This is a genomic window from Marinilactibacillus psychrotolerans (assembly GCF_900101525.1).
GTDB classification, from domain to species: domain Bacteria; phylum Bacillota; class Bacilli; order Lactobacillales; family Carnobacteriaceae_A; genus Marinilactibacillus; species Marinilactibacillus psychrotolerans.
The window spans coordinates 67,158-82,412 of sequence record NZ_FMZD01000008.1 but is presented as its reverse complement, the minus strand read 5'-3'; the positions used below and the strand labels follow the sequence as shown (position 1 = coordinate 82,412).

The window sequence follows — 15,255 nt, the reverse complement described above, 5'->3', positions numbered from 1 at the left end:
ACATTCTAGAGACCTTTTTTATTTTTAATGATAAAAGGTCTATTTTGAGTCTCTTTATTGTAACTTTATTAAGGGAATCATTACGTGATTGTTTATATGTTTCTAGGATAAAAACTACTTGACGCTTTAAATTTTTAATAAGTATGTTTAGGATCAAACTATTGTTTAAAGAAACTTATTGATTTTGATTAAGATTAACTTTGAACTAATAAATCCTAAAATAAGAGGAACAACAATTGAAGCTGCTGATGGCCAGAATTCGTTTGATTCAGTGCTATTAAAATAATCATTAAATATCCATAAACCTATGAGCATAAATGCAATACTTAAACCAATCCCGATCACATAAAAAAGAACGGTATGCAGAAATGAAGTAGAACCTGAACTTGATCCCTTTTCATCTTTGTTATTCATGCTGCCGACATCAAAATGTCCAAAGAGACCACTATTATCAGTGTTACTATTCAAGTCGCGACCTACATTAACACGGGCATGCATAGAACTGCTAATATTGCTCTCTCTAGTATGTTTATTTTGTTTATCTCTGTCGCTCATATTTATCACTACCTTTTTTTAGTCAGTATACACTATAAAAAGTTAAAATTGTAATAGGATATTTGATAATGGAAATAAATTGTTTACTTATGAGCAAACTATATTGATGGAGAGTATCAATAATGTCGTTTGGTAATTTATTTAAAGTAGTGTTGCTTTACTATTTCAGTGATCATATCTACATGAATGTATTTATGTAAAAAGTAGGCTCATGGGTAATGAGCTAAATTATTTTTTATTCAAAAACGAACAATATTATTTAAAAGATGATAAAAGTTCGACTAAAGCTTTTTATATCGCCTTTTTATTGTTAAAATACAGAAGAATAGTTTGTGAAAATTAATAATCATACAATAGGGGGCATTTTTTTGACAGTAGAAGTAGCGGTAATTATGGGAAGTACTTCAGATTGGGAGACGATGAAACCTGCTTGCGAAATATTAGATGAATTAGCTGTAGATTATGAAAAAAAAGTCGTATCAGCTCACCGGACACCAGAATTGATGTTTGAATTTGCAGAATCTGCAAGAGATAGGGGCATTAAAGTCATTATTGCCGGAGCAGGTGGAGCAGCGCACTTACCGGGGATGGTTGCAGCTAAAACGACATTGCCGGTTATCGGAGTGCCTGTACAATCGCGAGCGCTTAACGGATTGGATTCATTATTGTCTATTGTACAAATGCCTGGTGGAGTTCCAGTCGCAACTGTCGCGATCGGCAAAGCCGGTGCAACAAACGCAGGATTGCTTGCAGCTCAGATACTCGGAATAACGAATATAGAACTTGCTCAACGGATTGATAATAGAAGAGAAACGCTCAAACAAAAAGTCCTAGAAAGTAGTGAAGATCTTGTCTAATTTAATCGAACCAGGAAGTACAATTGGTATTATTGGTGGTGGACAACTGGGAAGAATGATGGCATTTTCAGCAAAAGAACGTGGATACAAAATAGCCGTTTTAGATCCGGCGAAAAACTGTCCAACTGCCCAAGTTGCAGATCACCATATTGAGGCCGCATATGATGATGCAGAGGCACTGGATAAATTGGCGGAAATCAGTGATGTTTTGACTTATGAATTTGAAAATGTAGATGCAGGCACGATTGAAAAAGTGATCGATCAAGTTAGAGTACCTCAAGGGACAGATTTGCTATTAGTTACTCAAAATCGATTAAAAGAAAAAGAATTTTTAAAAAAATCAGGGATTCCAGTGGCTGCCTATGCTAAAATTAGTACTATAGAAGAATTAGATATTGCAATAAATGAATTCGGGTATCCATCTGTTTTAAAAACCATTCAAGGTGGCTATGATGGTAAAGGGCAATATGTCTTAAAAGCTAAAGCCGACCTATCTGAAGCTGCTTCTTTACTTGAGAATGGGATATGTATCTTAGAAAAATGGGTCGAATTTGAAAAAGAAGTATCTATTATGGTGACTAGAAATGACAGAGGCCATATCTCAACGTTTCCTGCTTCTGAGAACATTCATCGAAATAATATTTTACTTAAAAGTGTTATACCTGCAAGAGTTTCTGAAAAAGTCCAAAATGAAGCAAGAAGGATTGCTGAAGAAATTGCTGAAAAGCTGCAGTTGGTTGGTGTTTTGGGGATAGAGTTATTTGTAACGAAGAATGATCACCTCTATGCCAATGAACTGGCTCCAAGGCCGCATAATTCGGGACACTACTCGATAGAAGCTTGTTCAAATTCGCAATTTGATATGCACATTCGTGCCATTTGCGGTTACAGTCTGCCTAAAGTAGAGCTTTTGAAGTCTGCGATCATGGTCAATATTTTAGGTGAGCATTTAAAAAAGGCACTTGAGTTGAATGAGTCCAAACCTTCTTGGCATGTACATGACTATGGAAAAATGGATGTGAAGATTGGTCGAAAGATGGGGCATGTTACTATTTTGACTGAGAATGTAGAGGAAACTTTAAAAGAAATCAATGAAACTAAAATCTGGTAAAAATCCTGTTATAGGAAATAGAGGAGTCATAAAATGATTGAACGTTATACAAGGCCGGAAATGAAAAAATTATGGTCAGAAGAAAATCGATATAATTCATGGCTAGAAGTAGAAATTTTAGCAGATGAAGCTTGGGCAGAATTGGGAGAAATCCCTAAAGAAGATGTTGAAAAAATACGAGAAAAAGCTTCCTTTGATATTGAACGTATATTAGAAATCGAAAAAGAGACAAAACATGATGTGGTTGCTTTTACACGTGCCGTATCAGAATCGCTGGGCGAAGAGAAAAAGTGGGTCCATTATGGATTAACCAGTACGGATGTCGTAGATACAGCTTATGGGTATCAATTAAAACAAGTAAATGATATTTTGCGCAAAGATTTAAAAAATTTGCTTGAAGTAATCGGAGAGAAAGCGATAGAGCATAAATATACCGTTACAATGGGGAGAACGCATGGCGTGCACGCAGAACCAACGACATTTGGGTTGAAGCTGGCCTTATGGTATTCAGAAATGAAACGCCATATTGAGCGCTTTGAACATGCTGCTAGAGGTGTGGAAGCTGGGAAAATCAGTGGAGCTGTTGGGACATTTGCTAATATTCCAACTTTTGTAGAAAAATATGTCTGTGAAAAATTAGGGACTCGTCCTCAAGAAATCTCTACACAAGTTTTACCGCGCGATCTGCATGCTGAGTATGTAAGTTCTATTGCGTTAATAGCTACCAGTGTAGAAAAATTTGCTACTGAAATCAGAGGACTACAAAAGTCTGAAACACGCGAAGTAGAAGAAGGTTTTGCAAAAGGACAAAAAGGTTCTTCAGCAATGCCACATAAACGTAATCCAATCGGTTCAGAGAATATGGCGGGATTAGCACGTGTGATTCGTGGACATATGATTACAGCGTATGAAAATGTCACTTTATGGCATGAACGAGATATCTCGCATTCATCAGCTGAACGAATCATTTTACCTGACAGTACAACTTTGCTGAACTATATGTTGAACCGTTTTACAAATATCGTCCGTAATCTAACAGTATTCCCAGAAAACATGAAGCGCAATATGGATGCTACATTAGGTCTGATTTATAGCCAACGTGTTTTACTGAAGCTAATCGATAAAGGGTTGAGTCGTGAAGAAGCTTATGACATGGTGCAGCCGCAAACAGCGGTCAGCTGGGATGAACAAAGACCATTCCAACAGCTTGTTTTAGAAGATAAAACGATTATGTCTTATCTGACGAAAGAAGACGTAGAGGATGCATTTGACTATAATTATCATTTGAAAAATGTTGACGAAATTTTTGAACGTGTCGGATTAGAGTAATAAAAAATCTCTTTGTATAGATGTTGAATTCTTACAAAGAGATTTTTAGGTTTAGTCTTTATAAAGGTATCAAGTTAATGGAGTGATATAAATGAAGTTGTTAATGTTTAGTGTCAGAGAAGATGAAAGACCAGCTTTAAAAGCGTGGGAAGAACGAAATGGAATAGAGGTAACCCCGATAACGGACCCTTTAACAACTGAAAATGTTGAATTAGTGATTGGCTATGATGGGATATGTATACAGCAACGAGTAGAGGTAACAGAAGAATTCATTTATGAGAAATTAAAAGAATTTGGAATAAAACAAATTTCGCTAAGAACAGCTGGATATGACATTATAGATCTAAAGGTTGCGAAAAAATATGATTTAAAAATAACGAATGTTCCAGCTTATTCGCCAACATCTGTTGCTGAATTAGTCGTGATGCAGGCACTACGACTAATTAGAAATAGCCCCATTGTAGAAGAGAATATGTCTCATGGAGATTTTCGTTGGGGAGGTCTGATTGCAAAAGAGATTAATACCTTAACTGTAGGAATCATCGGAGCAGGTAAAATTGGAGGAACGGCGGCAAGGTTATTTAAAGCATTAGGTGCAAATGTTATAGCGTTTGATCTGGTTCAAAGAGAAGATTTGAAAGATACTTTAACTTATTTGAATGCTCAAAAAGAAGTACTAGAAAAAGCAGATATCATAAGTTTACACGTACCTTTAGATGAGAAAACGAAACATTTAATAGATGCAGAAGCATTAAAACAAATGAAACCAGAAGCTTATCTTATTAATGCAGCACGAGGCCCTGTAATCGATGTAGAGGCGTTAATCAATGCCTTAATGCAGAAAAAACTAGCTGGTGCAGCTCTAGATACATTACCAAACGAACAATATTTTTTCAATTATGACTTAACTGGTCAAGCTCTACCAGATAAGAATTTAGAAAAGTTAATGAATATGAATAATGTATTGATTACTCCACATATTGGATTTTATACAACTGTAGCGGTACAGAATATGATTGATATTGCGTTAGGAAGTGCCTTAGATATCATTCGAATTGGCGAAAGTGAAAATGAGGTTTCTTAGATAAGTTTAATAGGTAGGAAGAAGTTCTTTATATATTTAAAAAGACAGTCTTTTATTAATTATTAATAACTGGTTAATAAAATATTTAAAAAAACGCTTGCAAGGTTTTTGAACGCATGTTATAGTAGCTTTAACAGATAAATAAAACAGTCTTTCAATGTTAAGGATTGTAACTGGACAAGTTGTCCGGGCAAAACCTAAATTGATCTGAAAACTACTTAATATAAGAGCAAAAACTCTTTGCTGGTAGTTTTGGGATGAGTTTAGGTTTTTTTTGATAAAATTTTATGTGGGGGTGTCATAAAAGTGAAATGAAAATAGAGAAGGTATTGAATAATAATGTGGTATTAGCATTTAATGAATCTGATCAGGAAATGGTCGTTATGGGAAGAGGAATTGCTTTTCAAAAGCATCCTGGCGATGAGATTGAAGAGGATAAAATAGAAAAAACATTTGTCCCTGAAGGCCAAGAGGTAATGGAGCACCTGTTGTCGTTATATCGAGATATTGATCCAGATATTCTTGAAGTGGCTACAAACGTGATAAAGTATGCACAAGGTGTTCTACGAGCAAGATTAAGCAATCATATTTATCTTACCTTACCTGATCACCTTAGTTACGCAATTAGTCGAGCTAAAGAAGGTTTAGACATTAAAAGTCCACTAACATGGGAAATTAAACGATTTTATAAGATTGAACATGAAATTGGATTAAAAGCGTTAGAACTTGTCGAAAAAAATCTGAATATTCAACTTCCTGAAACAGAAGCCGCAGCCATTGCGCTCCATATTGTAAACGCTAGGCAAGACGAACAAGATCTCCAAGTCACGATAAAAATGACTGAAATGGTTCAAGATATTTTAAATATCGTCAGCTATTATTATGGAACAACATTTAATGAATATTCATTTCAATATACTAGGTTTATCACGCATCTTCAATATTTTGCAAGGCGGTTATTACAGCAAGAAAGAAAAGAATCAGGGGATAGTTTTCTTTATGAACAAGTTAAACATAAGTATGAGAAAGCTTTCAAATGTACGGAGCGAATAAATGATTACCTTTCAAGTTCACAAGGAGCTACGCTGACTACGGACGAACAATTATATTTAGCTATTCATATTCAACGTGTTACAACTGAAGAATAATCTATCACAGATGGATTGTTACTGGTCTAATTACTAGATGCAGGCAAAACCTAAGTTGATAGTCAGAAGAAGCATCTCTTTTTAGAGGAGGATGTATTCATGACTATTCATTTAGGTTTTTTTATTACTATAAATACACATTATTTCAAAATAGAGAAAGAAGGAAAATGAAATGGCTTATGAAGAATTAGCAAAAGAAATCCTCGATAACGTCGGGGGCAAAGAGAATGTCAACAGTTTAGCGCATTGTATTACAAGACTGCGCTTTAAATTAAAAGATGAGGGAAAAGCAAACACGGAACATTTGAAAAAAATGGATGGTGTCGTGACCGTTATGAAAAGTGGTGGACAATACCAAGTAGTAATTGGGAACCATGTTCCAGATGTATATGCCCAAGTTGTTAAAGAAGGAAACTTAGATAACGCTTCTGATTCAGACAGTAGTGATTCAAAAGGGGCAAGTAATCCATTTGATGCCTTTATCGACATGATCTCTGGAATCTTCCAGCCAGTATTAGGCGTATTAGCTGCGACAGGGATGATCAAAGGTTTTAATGCCTTGTTTGTAGCAATAGGAGCTTATGCACAAACATCCGGAACTTATCAAATACTAAATGCTGCTGGAGATGCACTATTTTATTTCTTCCCAATCTTCTTGGGATACACAGCTGCTAAAAAATTCGGATTAGCACCATTTATTGGAATGGCTATTGGTGGGGCGCTTGTTTACCCTGATATTGCAGGATTAGCTGGAGATCCTTTATATACTTTGTTCGCAGGAACAATATTTGAATCACCGGTTATGATTGAATTTCTAGGCTTGCCAATTATACTACCACAAGGTGGCTATGGAACGACTGTTATTCCTATCATTTTAGCTGTTTTCTTTGCATCGAAAGTAGAAAAAGTAATGAAGAAAATTATTCCAGATGTAATTAAATTATTCTTAGTACCTTTTACAACAATTCTTATTGTTGCACCAATTACATTTTTATTAATTGGTCCTCTTGCAAACTGGGGAGCTAACATTATTGGGTCAGCAACTTTAGCTGTTTATGCCTTTAGTCCAGTACTAGCAGGACTTTTGATTGGTGGTTTCTGGCAAGTATTTGTTATCTTTGGATTACATTGGGGACTTATTCCAATCGCATTGAACAATATGACTACCGCTGGATATGACCCAATTTTAGCAATGTCATTTATTGCTTCATTTGCTCAAACTGGCGTAATTATTGGGGTATTATTGAAAACAAAAGAAAGAAAACTAAAAACATTAAGTATTCCAGCAATTATCTCTGGTATCTTCGGAGTAACCGAGCCAGCAATTTATGGAATTTCATTACCACTTAAAAAACCATTTATCATTAGTTGTATTGGCGGTGCGTTAGGTGGAGCAACCTTGGCATACTTTAGTGTAAGCACTTATGTACTGGGTGGTTTAGGTGTATTTGGTTATACAAATATGTTAGATCCTAATGTATCAGGTCTTCAAGATTTACCATTGATCATAGGTATATCAGTAGTTGCTGTAATTTTCGGTGCAGTGGCAACTTATTTAATGGGATTCGGTACTTTATTTGATGATACTGAAGTAGCAACAGATCAAGGAATCGAAACTAAAAATGCAGCAACTACTGAAGGTGCTATCGTTCAAGCAAATGGTGAATCATATGTTGAAAAAGAAGTAATCGAAAGTCCGGTAGCAGGACAAGTCTTACCATTGAGTGAAGTGAAAGATGAAGCATTTTCTTCAGGAGCAATGGGTAGAGGAATCGCAATAGAACCCACAGAAGGAAAAGTGGTTTCCCCTGTTAAAGGTAAAGTAACTGCTTTATTCCCAACAGGTCATGCAATTGGAATTACAAGTGATGAAGGAGTAGAATTACTCATTCATGTTGGCATGGATACCGTTCAACTTGATGGGGAAGGGTTTAAAACATATGTTGAAAATGGGGATACTGTCGAAGTAGGTCAGACATTGATCGATTTCGATATTCAAGGAATTAAAGAGGCTGGCTACCTAGTAACAACGCCAGTTTTAGTAACAAATGCAGATAATTATCTAGATCTTCTGACAACGGATAGTAAAACAATTGCCATGAATGATTATTTAATGACAGTTGTAATATAAAAATTGACCCAGGTAGCGTTTAGGCGCTGCCTGCTCAATTAATGATTGAAAGGTGGAAATATTTTGTCAACTAATGGATTTAGAAAAGATTTTTTATGGGGTGGCGCAACAGCTGCTAATCAATATGAAGGTGCATATAACGAAGGCGGAAAAGGATTATCTACTGCTGATATGGTCAAATTTGTGCCAAAAGAAGAACGTACTGGTGGTCATGCACTAGATGTTACAAAAGAAGAAATCAAAGAGATTTTAGAAGGCAAATCGACGGCAACTTTTCCAAAACGTTTTGGTACCGACTTTTATCATAGATATGAAGAAGACATTGCTTTATTAGCCGAAATGGGCTTTAAAGTATTTCGTATCTCTATCAACTGGGCTCGTATCTTTCCAAATGGAGATGATACGGAACCAAACGAAGAAGGGCTAGCATTTTATGATAAAGTATTTGATGAATGTGTAAAGTATGGAATTGAGCCGCTTGTTACTCTTTCTCACTATGAGACACCACTAGGATTAACGTTGAACTATAATGGCTGGACAGATAGAAGAGTAATAGATTTCTTCTTGAACTACGCTGAAACTGTCTTCAAACGTTACAAAGACAAAGTGAAATACTGGTTAACATTTAATGAAATAAATGTAGTTACTATGAGCCCTTATACAGGGGCTGGAGTACTAACAGAAGATGCTGAGAATCCTCTTCAACTAAGCTATCAGGCAGCACATCATCAATTTGTAGCGAGTGCATTAACCACTAAATTAGCACATGAAATAAATCCTGAATTCCAAATCGGATGTATGTTGGCACGTTCTACATTCTATCCAGAAACTAATAATCCAGAAGATGTATTACTAGCTCAACATGAAAACCAATTAAACTTATTCTTTACGGATGTACATGCACGTGGAGAGTATCCAAGTTATATGAACCGTTACTTTGAAGAAAAGGATATTCATATTCAAAAAGAACGTGGTGATGATGAAATCTTAAAAGCCTATACAGTCGATTTCATTTCTTTCAGTTATTACATGTCACTTTCAGCAAGCTCGAAAGAAAGCGATGATAGTGTTGGTGGAAATCTATTTGGTGGAGTGAAGAATACCTATCTGGAAACTTCGGACTGGGGATGGCAAATTGATCCAGTTGGCTTACGGTACACATTAAATGATATGTATTCACGTTATCAAAAACCTTTATTCATCGTAGAAAATGGTTTAGGTGCTTATGATAAAGTAGAAGAAGACGGCAGCATCCATGATGATTACCGTATCGACTACTTGAGAAAACACATTGAACAAATGAAAGAAGCTGTTAAAGACGGAGTAGACTTATTAGGATACACCAGTTGGGGATGTATTGATCTAGTCAGTGCCTCAACAAGTGAAATGTCTAAACGTTACGGTTTCGTGTATGTGGATCAAGATGACTTCGGTAACGGATCACTTGACCGTTCAAGAAAAGACTCATTCTACTGGTACAAAAAAGTCATTGAATCAAATGGTGAAAATTTAGGATAATAGAATAAAAAACTTATAAACGCAGCCATACCTTGCAGACTTTCTGATTGAATGCTCTGTAAGGTAGGGTTAGTTTATGTGGTGAAATCATGGTGCAAATGGGCATAATTAAAGAGAAGAGATTTTGCATTAATATTGTGATAGCGTTTTAAAAAAGCTGAATTTTTCGTAAACGATTAAAATTAATCTGAGTGTATTTCAGTATAGTTCTCTCTTTTTTATTCTTGAAAGGAATTAAAAAGAGTCAATAAATAATAGCTTTTATAAATCTATGTAGGAGAAGGAAATTATGAAAAAAATGAAGAGAAGCAGCAAAAGCTTCATATGGACTTCTGTTTGTGTCAGTGTCTTGCTTTCAGCGTGTTCTCAACCCAGTGGGAATTCAGCAACGAAAACAAATGAGAATGAGTCAACTGAAAAAACGACTGTCAGCGATACTGCAGCAACAAATGAAACTGTAGTCACTCAAACCAATCAAGAAAAGGCTAGAACAGTAATCACGACAGACGGGGAAGTTGATGACATGAATTCCGTTCTACGGGCTTTATTATATGCCAATGAAATGGATATCAGCGGAATTGTCTTGACCAGCTCAATGTATCATTATGCTGGTGATAAAGAAAAAGGTATTGAACCCTATAGATGGACAGGGACAGAATGGATTTATGATTTCATAGATGATTATGATAAAGTTTATGATAATCTAAAAGCTCATGACAGTGAATATCCAGAATCTGATGATTTGAGAGCGGTTACTAAAATAGGGAATATCACTGATAAAGGTGAAATGGAGGAAGAAACAGAAGGATCAGAATTTTTGGAAACTCTGTTTTTAGATAATGATAAGCGTAAGTTGTATGTACAAACATGGGGAGGAACAAACACTACAGCTCGAGCATTAAAATCCATTGAAGAAGACTATAAAGATACTGATCAGTGGGAAGAAATTCAGCAGAAAATTTATGATAAACTAATCCTCTATATTATCCTAGATCAGGACAATAGTTATAATGAATACATCGCAAAAAACTGGCCTGGACTGGAAACAATAAATGATCGCAGCAATTTCTGGCATTTTGCTTATGCTTGGCAAATGCATAGCGATGAACTGAATGAAACTTTAAAAGGAGACTGGACTTATGAGAATCTTGTGAAAGATAAAGGACCCTTCATGGAAAACTATGCTTTGATGGGCGATGGAAAAATGATTGATGGGGAACTTTACGAGGAACAGCGTGGGACTCAAAATTACTTAGATACTAATCCCCAGTATAGTCAATATGATTTCATTTCTGAAGGAGATTCTCCGTCATTCTTATATTTAGTAGACACAGGTTTAAGAAGTTTGGAAGACCCTTCATATGGTGGATGGGGCAGCCGGTTTGGTTCAGAGAACGATTCTTTGTACGTGAATAATGTGCTGGATTATAACCCTTACAGTGAACAACTCGAGGCTCAATATACGCTCAGCCGGTGGTTTACTGATATGCAGAACGATTTTGCGGCTCGTGTAGATTGGACTTTAACTGATGATACAGAGAGTACAAACCAAGCTCCTAGTGTTAATGTAGAAGAAGGAATTGATATTCAAGCAGATGCAGGAGAGACCGTTACGCTGACTGCAAATGGAGAAGATCCTAATGGTGATCAACTCACTTATAAATGGTGGCGTTATGCAGAGGCTGACACATATGAGGATAGCCCAGTAACTAATGAATCAGAAGTAGAAGAAATTGACGGGTTGCAAATCGATGTCACACGTCAACTTGGAGAAAATGAAAAATTAGATACGATTGAACTAGAAAATAGTGATACAAATCAAACTTCACTGGTTATTCCTGAAGATGCTGAATCTGGAGATACCATTCATATAATTGTAGAAGTACAAGATGATGGAGCGCATCAACTGAAGCATTATCAACGAGTGATTATTACCGTGAAATAAAACAAACTATAAAAATCTCCTAAGTATATTGATACTATCAAGTAGACAGTTCAAGAAAAGACTCATTCTACTGGTACAAAAAAGTCATTGAATCAAATGGTAAAGACTTAGGATAACTTTATAGTATTTAACAAGCAGAGAAGTAATCAATCTTTTCTGCTTGTTTTGTTTATCAGATGGAGAAGGTATCACTTGACTTAAACTGAACTTTAAGTGATAAAGTTAAGGTATCTAATAAGAAAAGGAGAGCGACAGAATGGAAACAGTTAAATTCGGCAACACAGGTATGGATGTTACACCAATCTGCTTAGGCGCAATGAGTTTCGGTGACCCTGAAAAATGGACACATGACTGGGTTTTGAAAGAAGAAGACAGTCGCAAGATTATTAAAAGAGCACTAGATCTTGGAATCAATTTCTTTGATACTGCAAATATCTATTCAAAAGGGGAAAGCGAAAAAATCCTAGGTCGTGCCTTAAAAGATTATGCTGATAGAGAGAAAATTGTGGTTGCTTCTAAAGTCTATTTTGATATACATGATGGACCTAATGCGAAAGGACTTTCAAGAAAATCAATTTTACATGAGATCGATCAGACCTTAGAAAGGCTAGACATGGACTATATTGATTTATATATCATTCACCGCTGGGATTATAATACTCCAATCGAAGAAACGATGGAAGCTTTACATGATGTAGTTAAGTCCGGAAAAGTCCGCTATATTGGCGCATCGGCAATGTATGCTTGGCAGTTCCAGAAAGCACAGTATGTGGCTGAAAAAAATGGTTGGACGAAGTTTGTTTCCATGCAGAATCACTATAATATGATTTATAGAGAAGATGAACGGGAAATGATTCCTTTCTGTGAAGATCAGAACATAGCGTTAACACCTTACAGTCCTTTAGCTTCAGGCAGACTTGCTCGAGACTGGTCCGTTCAGACAAAGCGCTCTGAAACAGATCAAGTACAAAAATCGAAATACGGATCGACAGAAGAGCAGGATAAAGAAGTTGTAAATCGTCTAGCAGAACTAGCTGAGAAAAAAGGTGTTCCTCGAGCACAATTGGCACTTTCCTGGTTACTACACAAACCACAAGTGGTCTCACCAATCATCGGTGCAACGAAAGAAAAATATCTGGATGATGCCGTAGCGGCTCTAAAAATTTCATTAACGAAAGAAGAAATAGAGTATCTGGAAGAATTATATGTTCCTCATAATGTAGTCGGAGCACTTTCGGATCCCAATAAATAGTCAAAATTAGTTTTCTAGCTAAGAAAGGTTTGAAGCCATGGGGCAACGATACGTTGCTCCTATTTTTTTATTGAACAAGATAATTCTGAAGGGTATAGTAAAAAAGAGAAGAGAGCATTTTGAGAAGGAGGTTAGGAAATGGATCGATTAAATTATTTATTAAAAAAATATCGAGACAGATTGATTATCATTGAAGAAAAGAAAAGCGACTTGGAAGTTCTCAGAGATTTAGTGGATTTAAGAGAATGGGATTTAAGTATTCTAGCACCTGTTCAAAGAGAAATATTTGAAAATAACATTCGTTTACAGCCGGAATATAGAGGAGAAGCAATTAATCTACACTTATTTACAGTGGTAGAAAATGCTAAAAGTCGATTGTACTATGAAGAGATATTGGCTCTAGGACGTAATATGTATCTACCATATTTTGATGAGCCTAAAATTATGGTCATTGGTGATGAAACCTTTGGCTTGCAGGAAGTAGACAGTAACCTCTTATACCAAGGTTGCATACTGTTAAGAGGACTAACACTTAGTGATATTGAAGAAAAGGATGTCTATCTAATGCATTACTTAGCTGCAATCGATTCCTGGGAAACTTCGCAGGAAGAATCTAGTGCTAAAGAGATCATATTTTTCAAATGATGGATAAATACTTTGAAAAATAAGAGCTCTTTCTCTTTACTTAAAGTTAACTTCAGGTGATATACTAAGTGCATATTGAAGGAGGCCGTAATATGAATATATCAAAAGTAGCAGAAGAGATGAATATGACTCCGTCGACTATCCGATATTATGAAAGTATTGATCTGATCCCTCCAATAACCAGAAATGAATCAGGTGTACGTATATTTGATGAACAGGATCTGAAATGGATTGATTTCGTAAAATGTATGCGTTCAGTTGGGTTACCTCTTGATGTGTTGAGAGAATATACTCAGCTTGTTAGAAAGGGTGCAGATGAAGCGTTAGAAAAAAGAAAACAAATATTAGTAGAAGAACGTGAAAATCTACTGAAGAAAAAAGAAGAAATGGAACAAGTTCTAAACCGATTAGATTATAAGATCAATGACTACGAAGGTCGACTTTCAGAAAAAGAGAATACAATGAAAAAACTAGTTAAGTAACATACAAAATGCTCTATACACTCTGAAAATGTAGAGTGTATAGAGCATTTTTCGATAGTAGTCTTTAAAACGCACAGCTGCCGTCTTCACATAAGCTGTCAGTGCTGCCGCCGACCACTTGTAAATCAGGCTTGATACCCATTTCATCGGCAACTTTTTTCAGTGTATCTTGAAACAGAGCCTGTGGCTGAGCTCCTGAAATGGCATATTTTCTTTCGAGTACAAAGAAAGGAACTCCTTGTAAGCCGATTGCTCTCGCTTCTTCTATATCTTGAGCAACTTCATCTGCATATTGATCACTAGAAAGTACTGCTTGAGCATCATCGCGAGATAATCCCACTGATTCTGCAACATTCACCAAAACTTCGTTATCATTTAATGCAAGATTATCTGTGAAGTGAGCAGACAATAAAGCCTCATCTATATCTCAGTCTTTGCCAACACTTTCCACTTCAAGCTTTCTTTCGCTCAAACATTGTACTTAGTACTACAATTCATCATATGAAACCACTCTCAATTCTTTAAAAAAACCTTCGGTTCCAATATCGACCCAAAGGCCGATACCACCTTGTGCATTGGGACCTTGTTTCAGGTCATTAACGATTAAGATTGGATAAGTGGAGTTGTTCAAATAGAGCTTGGCACGCTCATCTGTTACTTCAATTTTCAAGTCGATCCATTCGTCTAGCCCCATATCGGCATAGGATTCATATTTCTTGGGAGACTCTTCTCGAAAACGGTCGAATTTATAATCAGGATAGGAAAAGTATTGTGTCGAGGAATTTCTTCTAGATTGATCTTCACTTCTTCCATTCGTCGGGCGGATATAAATGCCTTCAAAATGTGCATTTTGTTCATCAATTCTAAATGCAACGCCGATGAATCCTCTCGCATATTCAGGAGCATCGGATAAAAGTCTGCTTAGTACCTTTACTTCAATCGTTCCGTTTTGAAATTCAATATCATTTATTCTTGCAAACGTCGGTTCATCTACATCGGTTACTGCTGAATCTTTAACTACTCGAAGAACTTCATTATTATCAATAGAGACGTTTTCGACAAATGTTTGAACAGGTACCCAAGAATCCATTCTTAAATTGATCTTATTCGTATATTGTGTCATGTAATTTCCTCCGTCTTTTATTGCAGTTAATTATATTTCTCCTATTTGTTAATGCACGATAAAGGTGAAACTTCT

Annotated in this window: 14 protein-coding genes; 11 read left to right on the top strand and 3 right to left on the bottom strand. The window is 36.0% G+C overall.

Features of this window, described 5'->3' with window-relative positions:
* Positions 1 to 165: 165 nt before the first annotated feature.
* Complete coding sequence (locus tag BLT22_RS06090) at positions 166 to 555, bottom strand: hypothetical protein (RefSeq protein ID WP_072693892.1); 390 nt, start codon at positions 553 to 555, stop codon at positions 166 to 168.
* A gap of 338 nt (positions 556 to 893) precedes the next feature.
* Between BLT22_RS06090 and purE the strand changes: the two genes are divergently transcribed.
* From purE to BLT22_RS06035, 11 genes are all read left to right on the top strand, one after another.
* Complete coding sequence (gene purE / locus BLT22_RS06085; RefSeq protein WP_370684746.1) at positions 894 to 1,412, top strand: 5-(carboxyamino)imidazole ribonucleotide mutase; 519 nt, start codon at positions 894 to 896, stop codon at positions 1,410 to 1,412.
* Positions 1,405 to 2,523 carry a 5-(carboxyamino)imidazole ribonucleotide synthase gene (gene purK / locus BLT22_RS06080; protein WP_091761637.1) on the top strand — a complete coding sequence of 373 codons (1,119 nt, stop codon included), beginning with the start codon at positions 1,405 to 1,407 and terminating at the stop codon, positions 2,521 to 2,523. Before purE ends, purK begins: the two co-directional genes overlap by 8 nt.
* Before the next feature lie 33 nt (positions 2,524 to 2,556).
* Positions 2,557 to 3,852 (top strand): adenylosuccinate lyase, encoded by a 1,296-nt coding sequence (purB, locus tag BLT22_RS06075; RefSeq protein ID WP_091761635.1) that lies wholly within the window; start codon positions 2,557 to 2,559, stop codon positions 3,850 to 3,852.
* A 91-nt stretch (positions 3,853 to 3,943) separates the two neighbouring features.
* On the top strand, positions 3,944 to 4,936 hold the full coding sequence (locus BLT22_RS06070; RefSeq protein ID WP_091761633.1) for a D-2-hydroxyacid dehydrogenase: 993 nt from the start codon (positions 3,944 to 3,946) through the stop codon (positions 4,934 to 4,936).
* Positions 4,937 to 5,247: 311 nt separating this feature from the next.
* On the top strand, positions 5,248 to 6,084 hold the full coding sequence (gene licT / locus BLT22_RS06065) for a BglG family transcription antiterminator LicT (RefSeq protein WP_091761631.1): 837 nt from the start codon (positions 5,248 to 5,250) through the stop codon (positions 6,082 to 6,084).
* Positions 6,085 to 6,256: 172 nt separating this feature from the next.
* Positions 6,257 to 8,215 carry a beta-glucoside-specific PTS transporter subunit IIABC gene (locus BLT22_RS06060; RefSeq protein WP_091761629.1) on the top strand — a complete coding sequence of 653 codons (1,959 nt, stop codon included), beginning with the start codon at positions 6,257 to 6,259 and terminating at the stop codon, positions 8,213 to 8,215.
* A gap of 63 nt (positions 8,216 to 8,278) precedes the next feature.
* Complete coding sequence (ascB, locus tag BLT22_RS06055; protein WP_176935355.1) at positions 8,279 to 9,733, top strand: 6-phospho-beta-glucosidase; 1,455 nt, start codon at positions 8,279 to 8,281, stop codon at positions 9,731 to 9,733.
* 289 nt (positions 9,734 to 10,022) lie between these two features.
* Positions 10,023 to 11,678 (top strand): DUF1593 domain-containing protein, encoded by a 1,656-nt coding sequence (locus BLT22_RS06050; RefSeq protein WP_091761627.1) that lies wholly within the window; start codon positions 10,023 to 10,025, stop codon positions 11,676 to 11,678.
* Between the two features lie 256 nt (positions 11,679 to 11,934).
* Entirely contained in the window at positions 11,935 to 12,930 is a 996-nt protein-coding gene (locus tag BLT22_RS06045; RefSeq protein WP_072693901.1) for an aldo/keto reductase, read from the top strand.
* 138 nt (positions 12,931 to 13,068) lie between these two features.
* Complete coding sequence (locus tag BLT22_RS06040) at positions 13,069 to 13,575, top strand: hypothetical protein (RefSeq protein ID WP_091761625.1); 507 nt, start codon at positions 13,069 to 13,071, stop codon at positions 13,573 to 13,575.
* 92 nt (positions 13,576 to 13,667) lie between these two features.
* Positions 13,668 to 14,057: a MerR family transcriptional regulator gene (locus BLT22_RS06035; protein ID WP_072693903.1), complete on the top strand. Its 390-nt coding sequence runs from the start codon at positions 13,668 to 13,670 to the stop codon at positions 14,055 to 14,057.
* A gap of 64 nt (positions 14,058 to 14,121) precedes the next feature.
* Here the strand turns inward: BLT22_RS06035 and BLT22_RS06030 are convergent, their stop codons facing one another.
* Positions 14,122 to 14,466: a DsbA family oxidoreductase gene (locus BLT22_RS06030; RefSeq protein ID WP_176935353.1), complete on the bottom strand. Its 345-nt coding sequence runs from the start codon at positions 14,464 to 14,466 to the stop codon at positions 14,122 to 14,124.
* 78 nt (positions 14,467 to 14,544) lie between these two features.
* A complete protein-coding gene (locus BLT22_RS06025) occupies positions 14,545 to 15,180 on the bottom strand; it encodes a hypothetical protein (RefSeq protein WP_371861800.1) in 636 nt (211 codons plus the stop codon).
* Positions 15,181 to 15,255: the final 75 nt, after the last annotated feature.

Bases quoted from the DNA above. Each gene is read 5' to 3' on its own strand.
- BLT22_RS06090 (WP_072693892.1), bottom strand. From the start codon at position 555: ATGAGCGACAGAGATAAACAAAATAAACATACTAGAGAGAGCAATATT.
- purB (WP_091761635.1), top strand. From the start codon at position 2,557: ATGATTGAACGTTATACAAGGCCGGAAATGAAAAAATTATGGTCAGAA.
- BLT22_RS06070 (WP_091761633.1), top strand. From the start codon at position 3,944: ATGAAGTTGTTAATGTTTAGTGTCAGAGAAGATGAAAGACCAGCTTTA.
- licT (WP_091761631.1), top strand. From the start codon at position 5,248: ATGAAAATAGAGAAGGTATTGAATAATAATGTGGTATTAGCATTTAAT.
- BLT22_RS06060 (WP_091761629.1), top strand. From the start codon at position 6,257: ATGGCTTATGAAGAATTAGCAAAAGAAATCCTCGATAACGTCGGGGGC.
- BLT22_RS06050 (WP_091761627.1), top strand. From the start codon at position 10,023: ATGAAAAAAATGAAGAGAAGCAGCAAAAGCTTCATATGGACTTCTGTT.
- BLT22_RS06045 (WP_072693901.1), top strand. From the start codon at position 11,935: ATGGAAACAGTTAAATTCGGCAACACAGGTATGGATGTTACACCAATC.
- BLT22_RS06040 (WP_091761625.1), top strand. From the start codon at position 13,069: ATGGATCGATTAAATTATTTATTAAAAAAATATCGAGACAGATTGATT.
- BLT22_RS06035 (WP_072693903.1), top strand. From the start codon at position 13,668: ATGAATATATCAAAAGTAGCAGAAGAGATGAATATGACTCCGTCGACT.
- BLT22_RS06025 (WP_371861800.1), bottom strand. From the start codon at position 15,180: ATGACACAATATACGAATAAGATCAATTTAAGAATGGATTCTTGGGTA.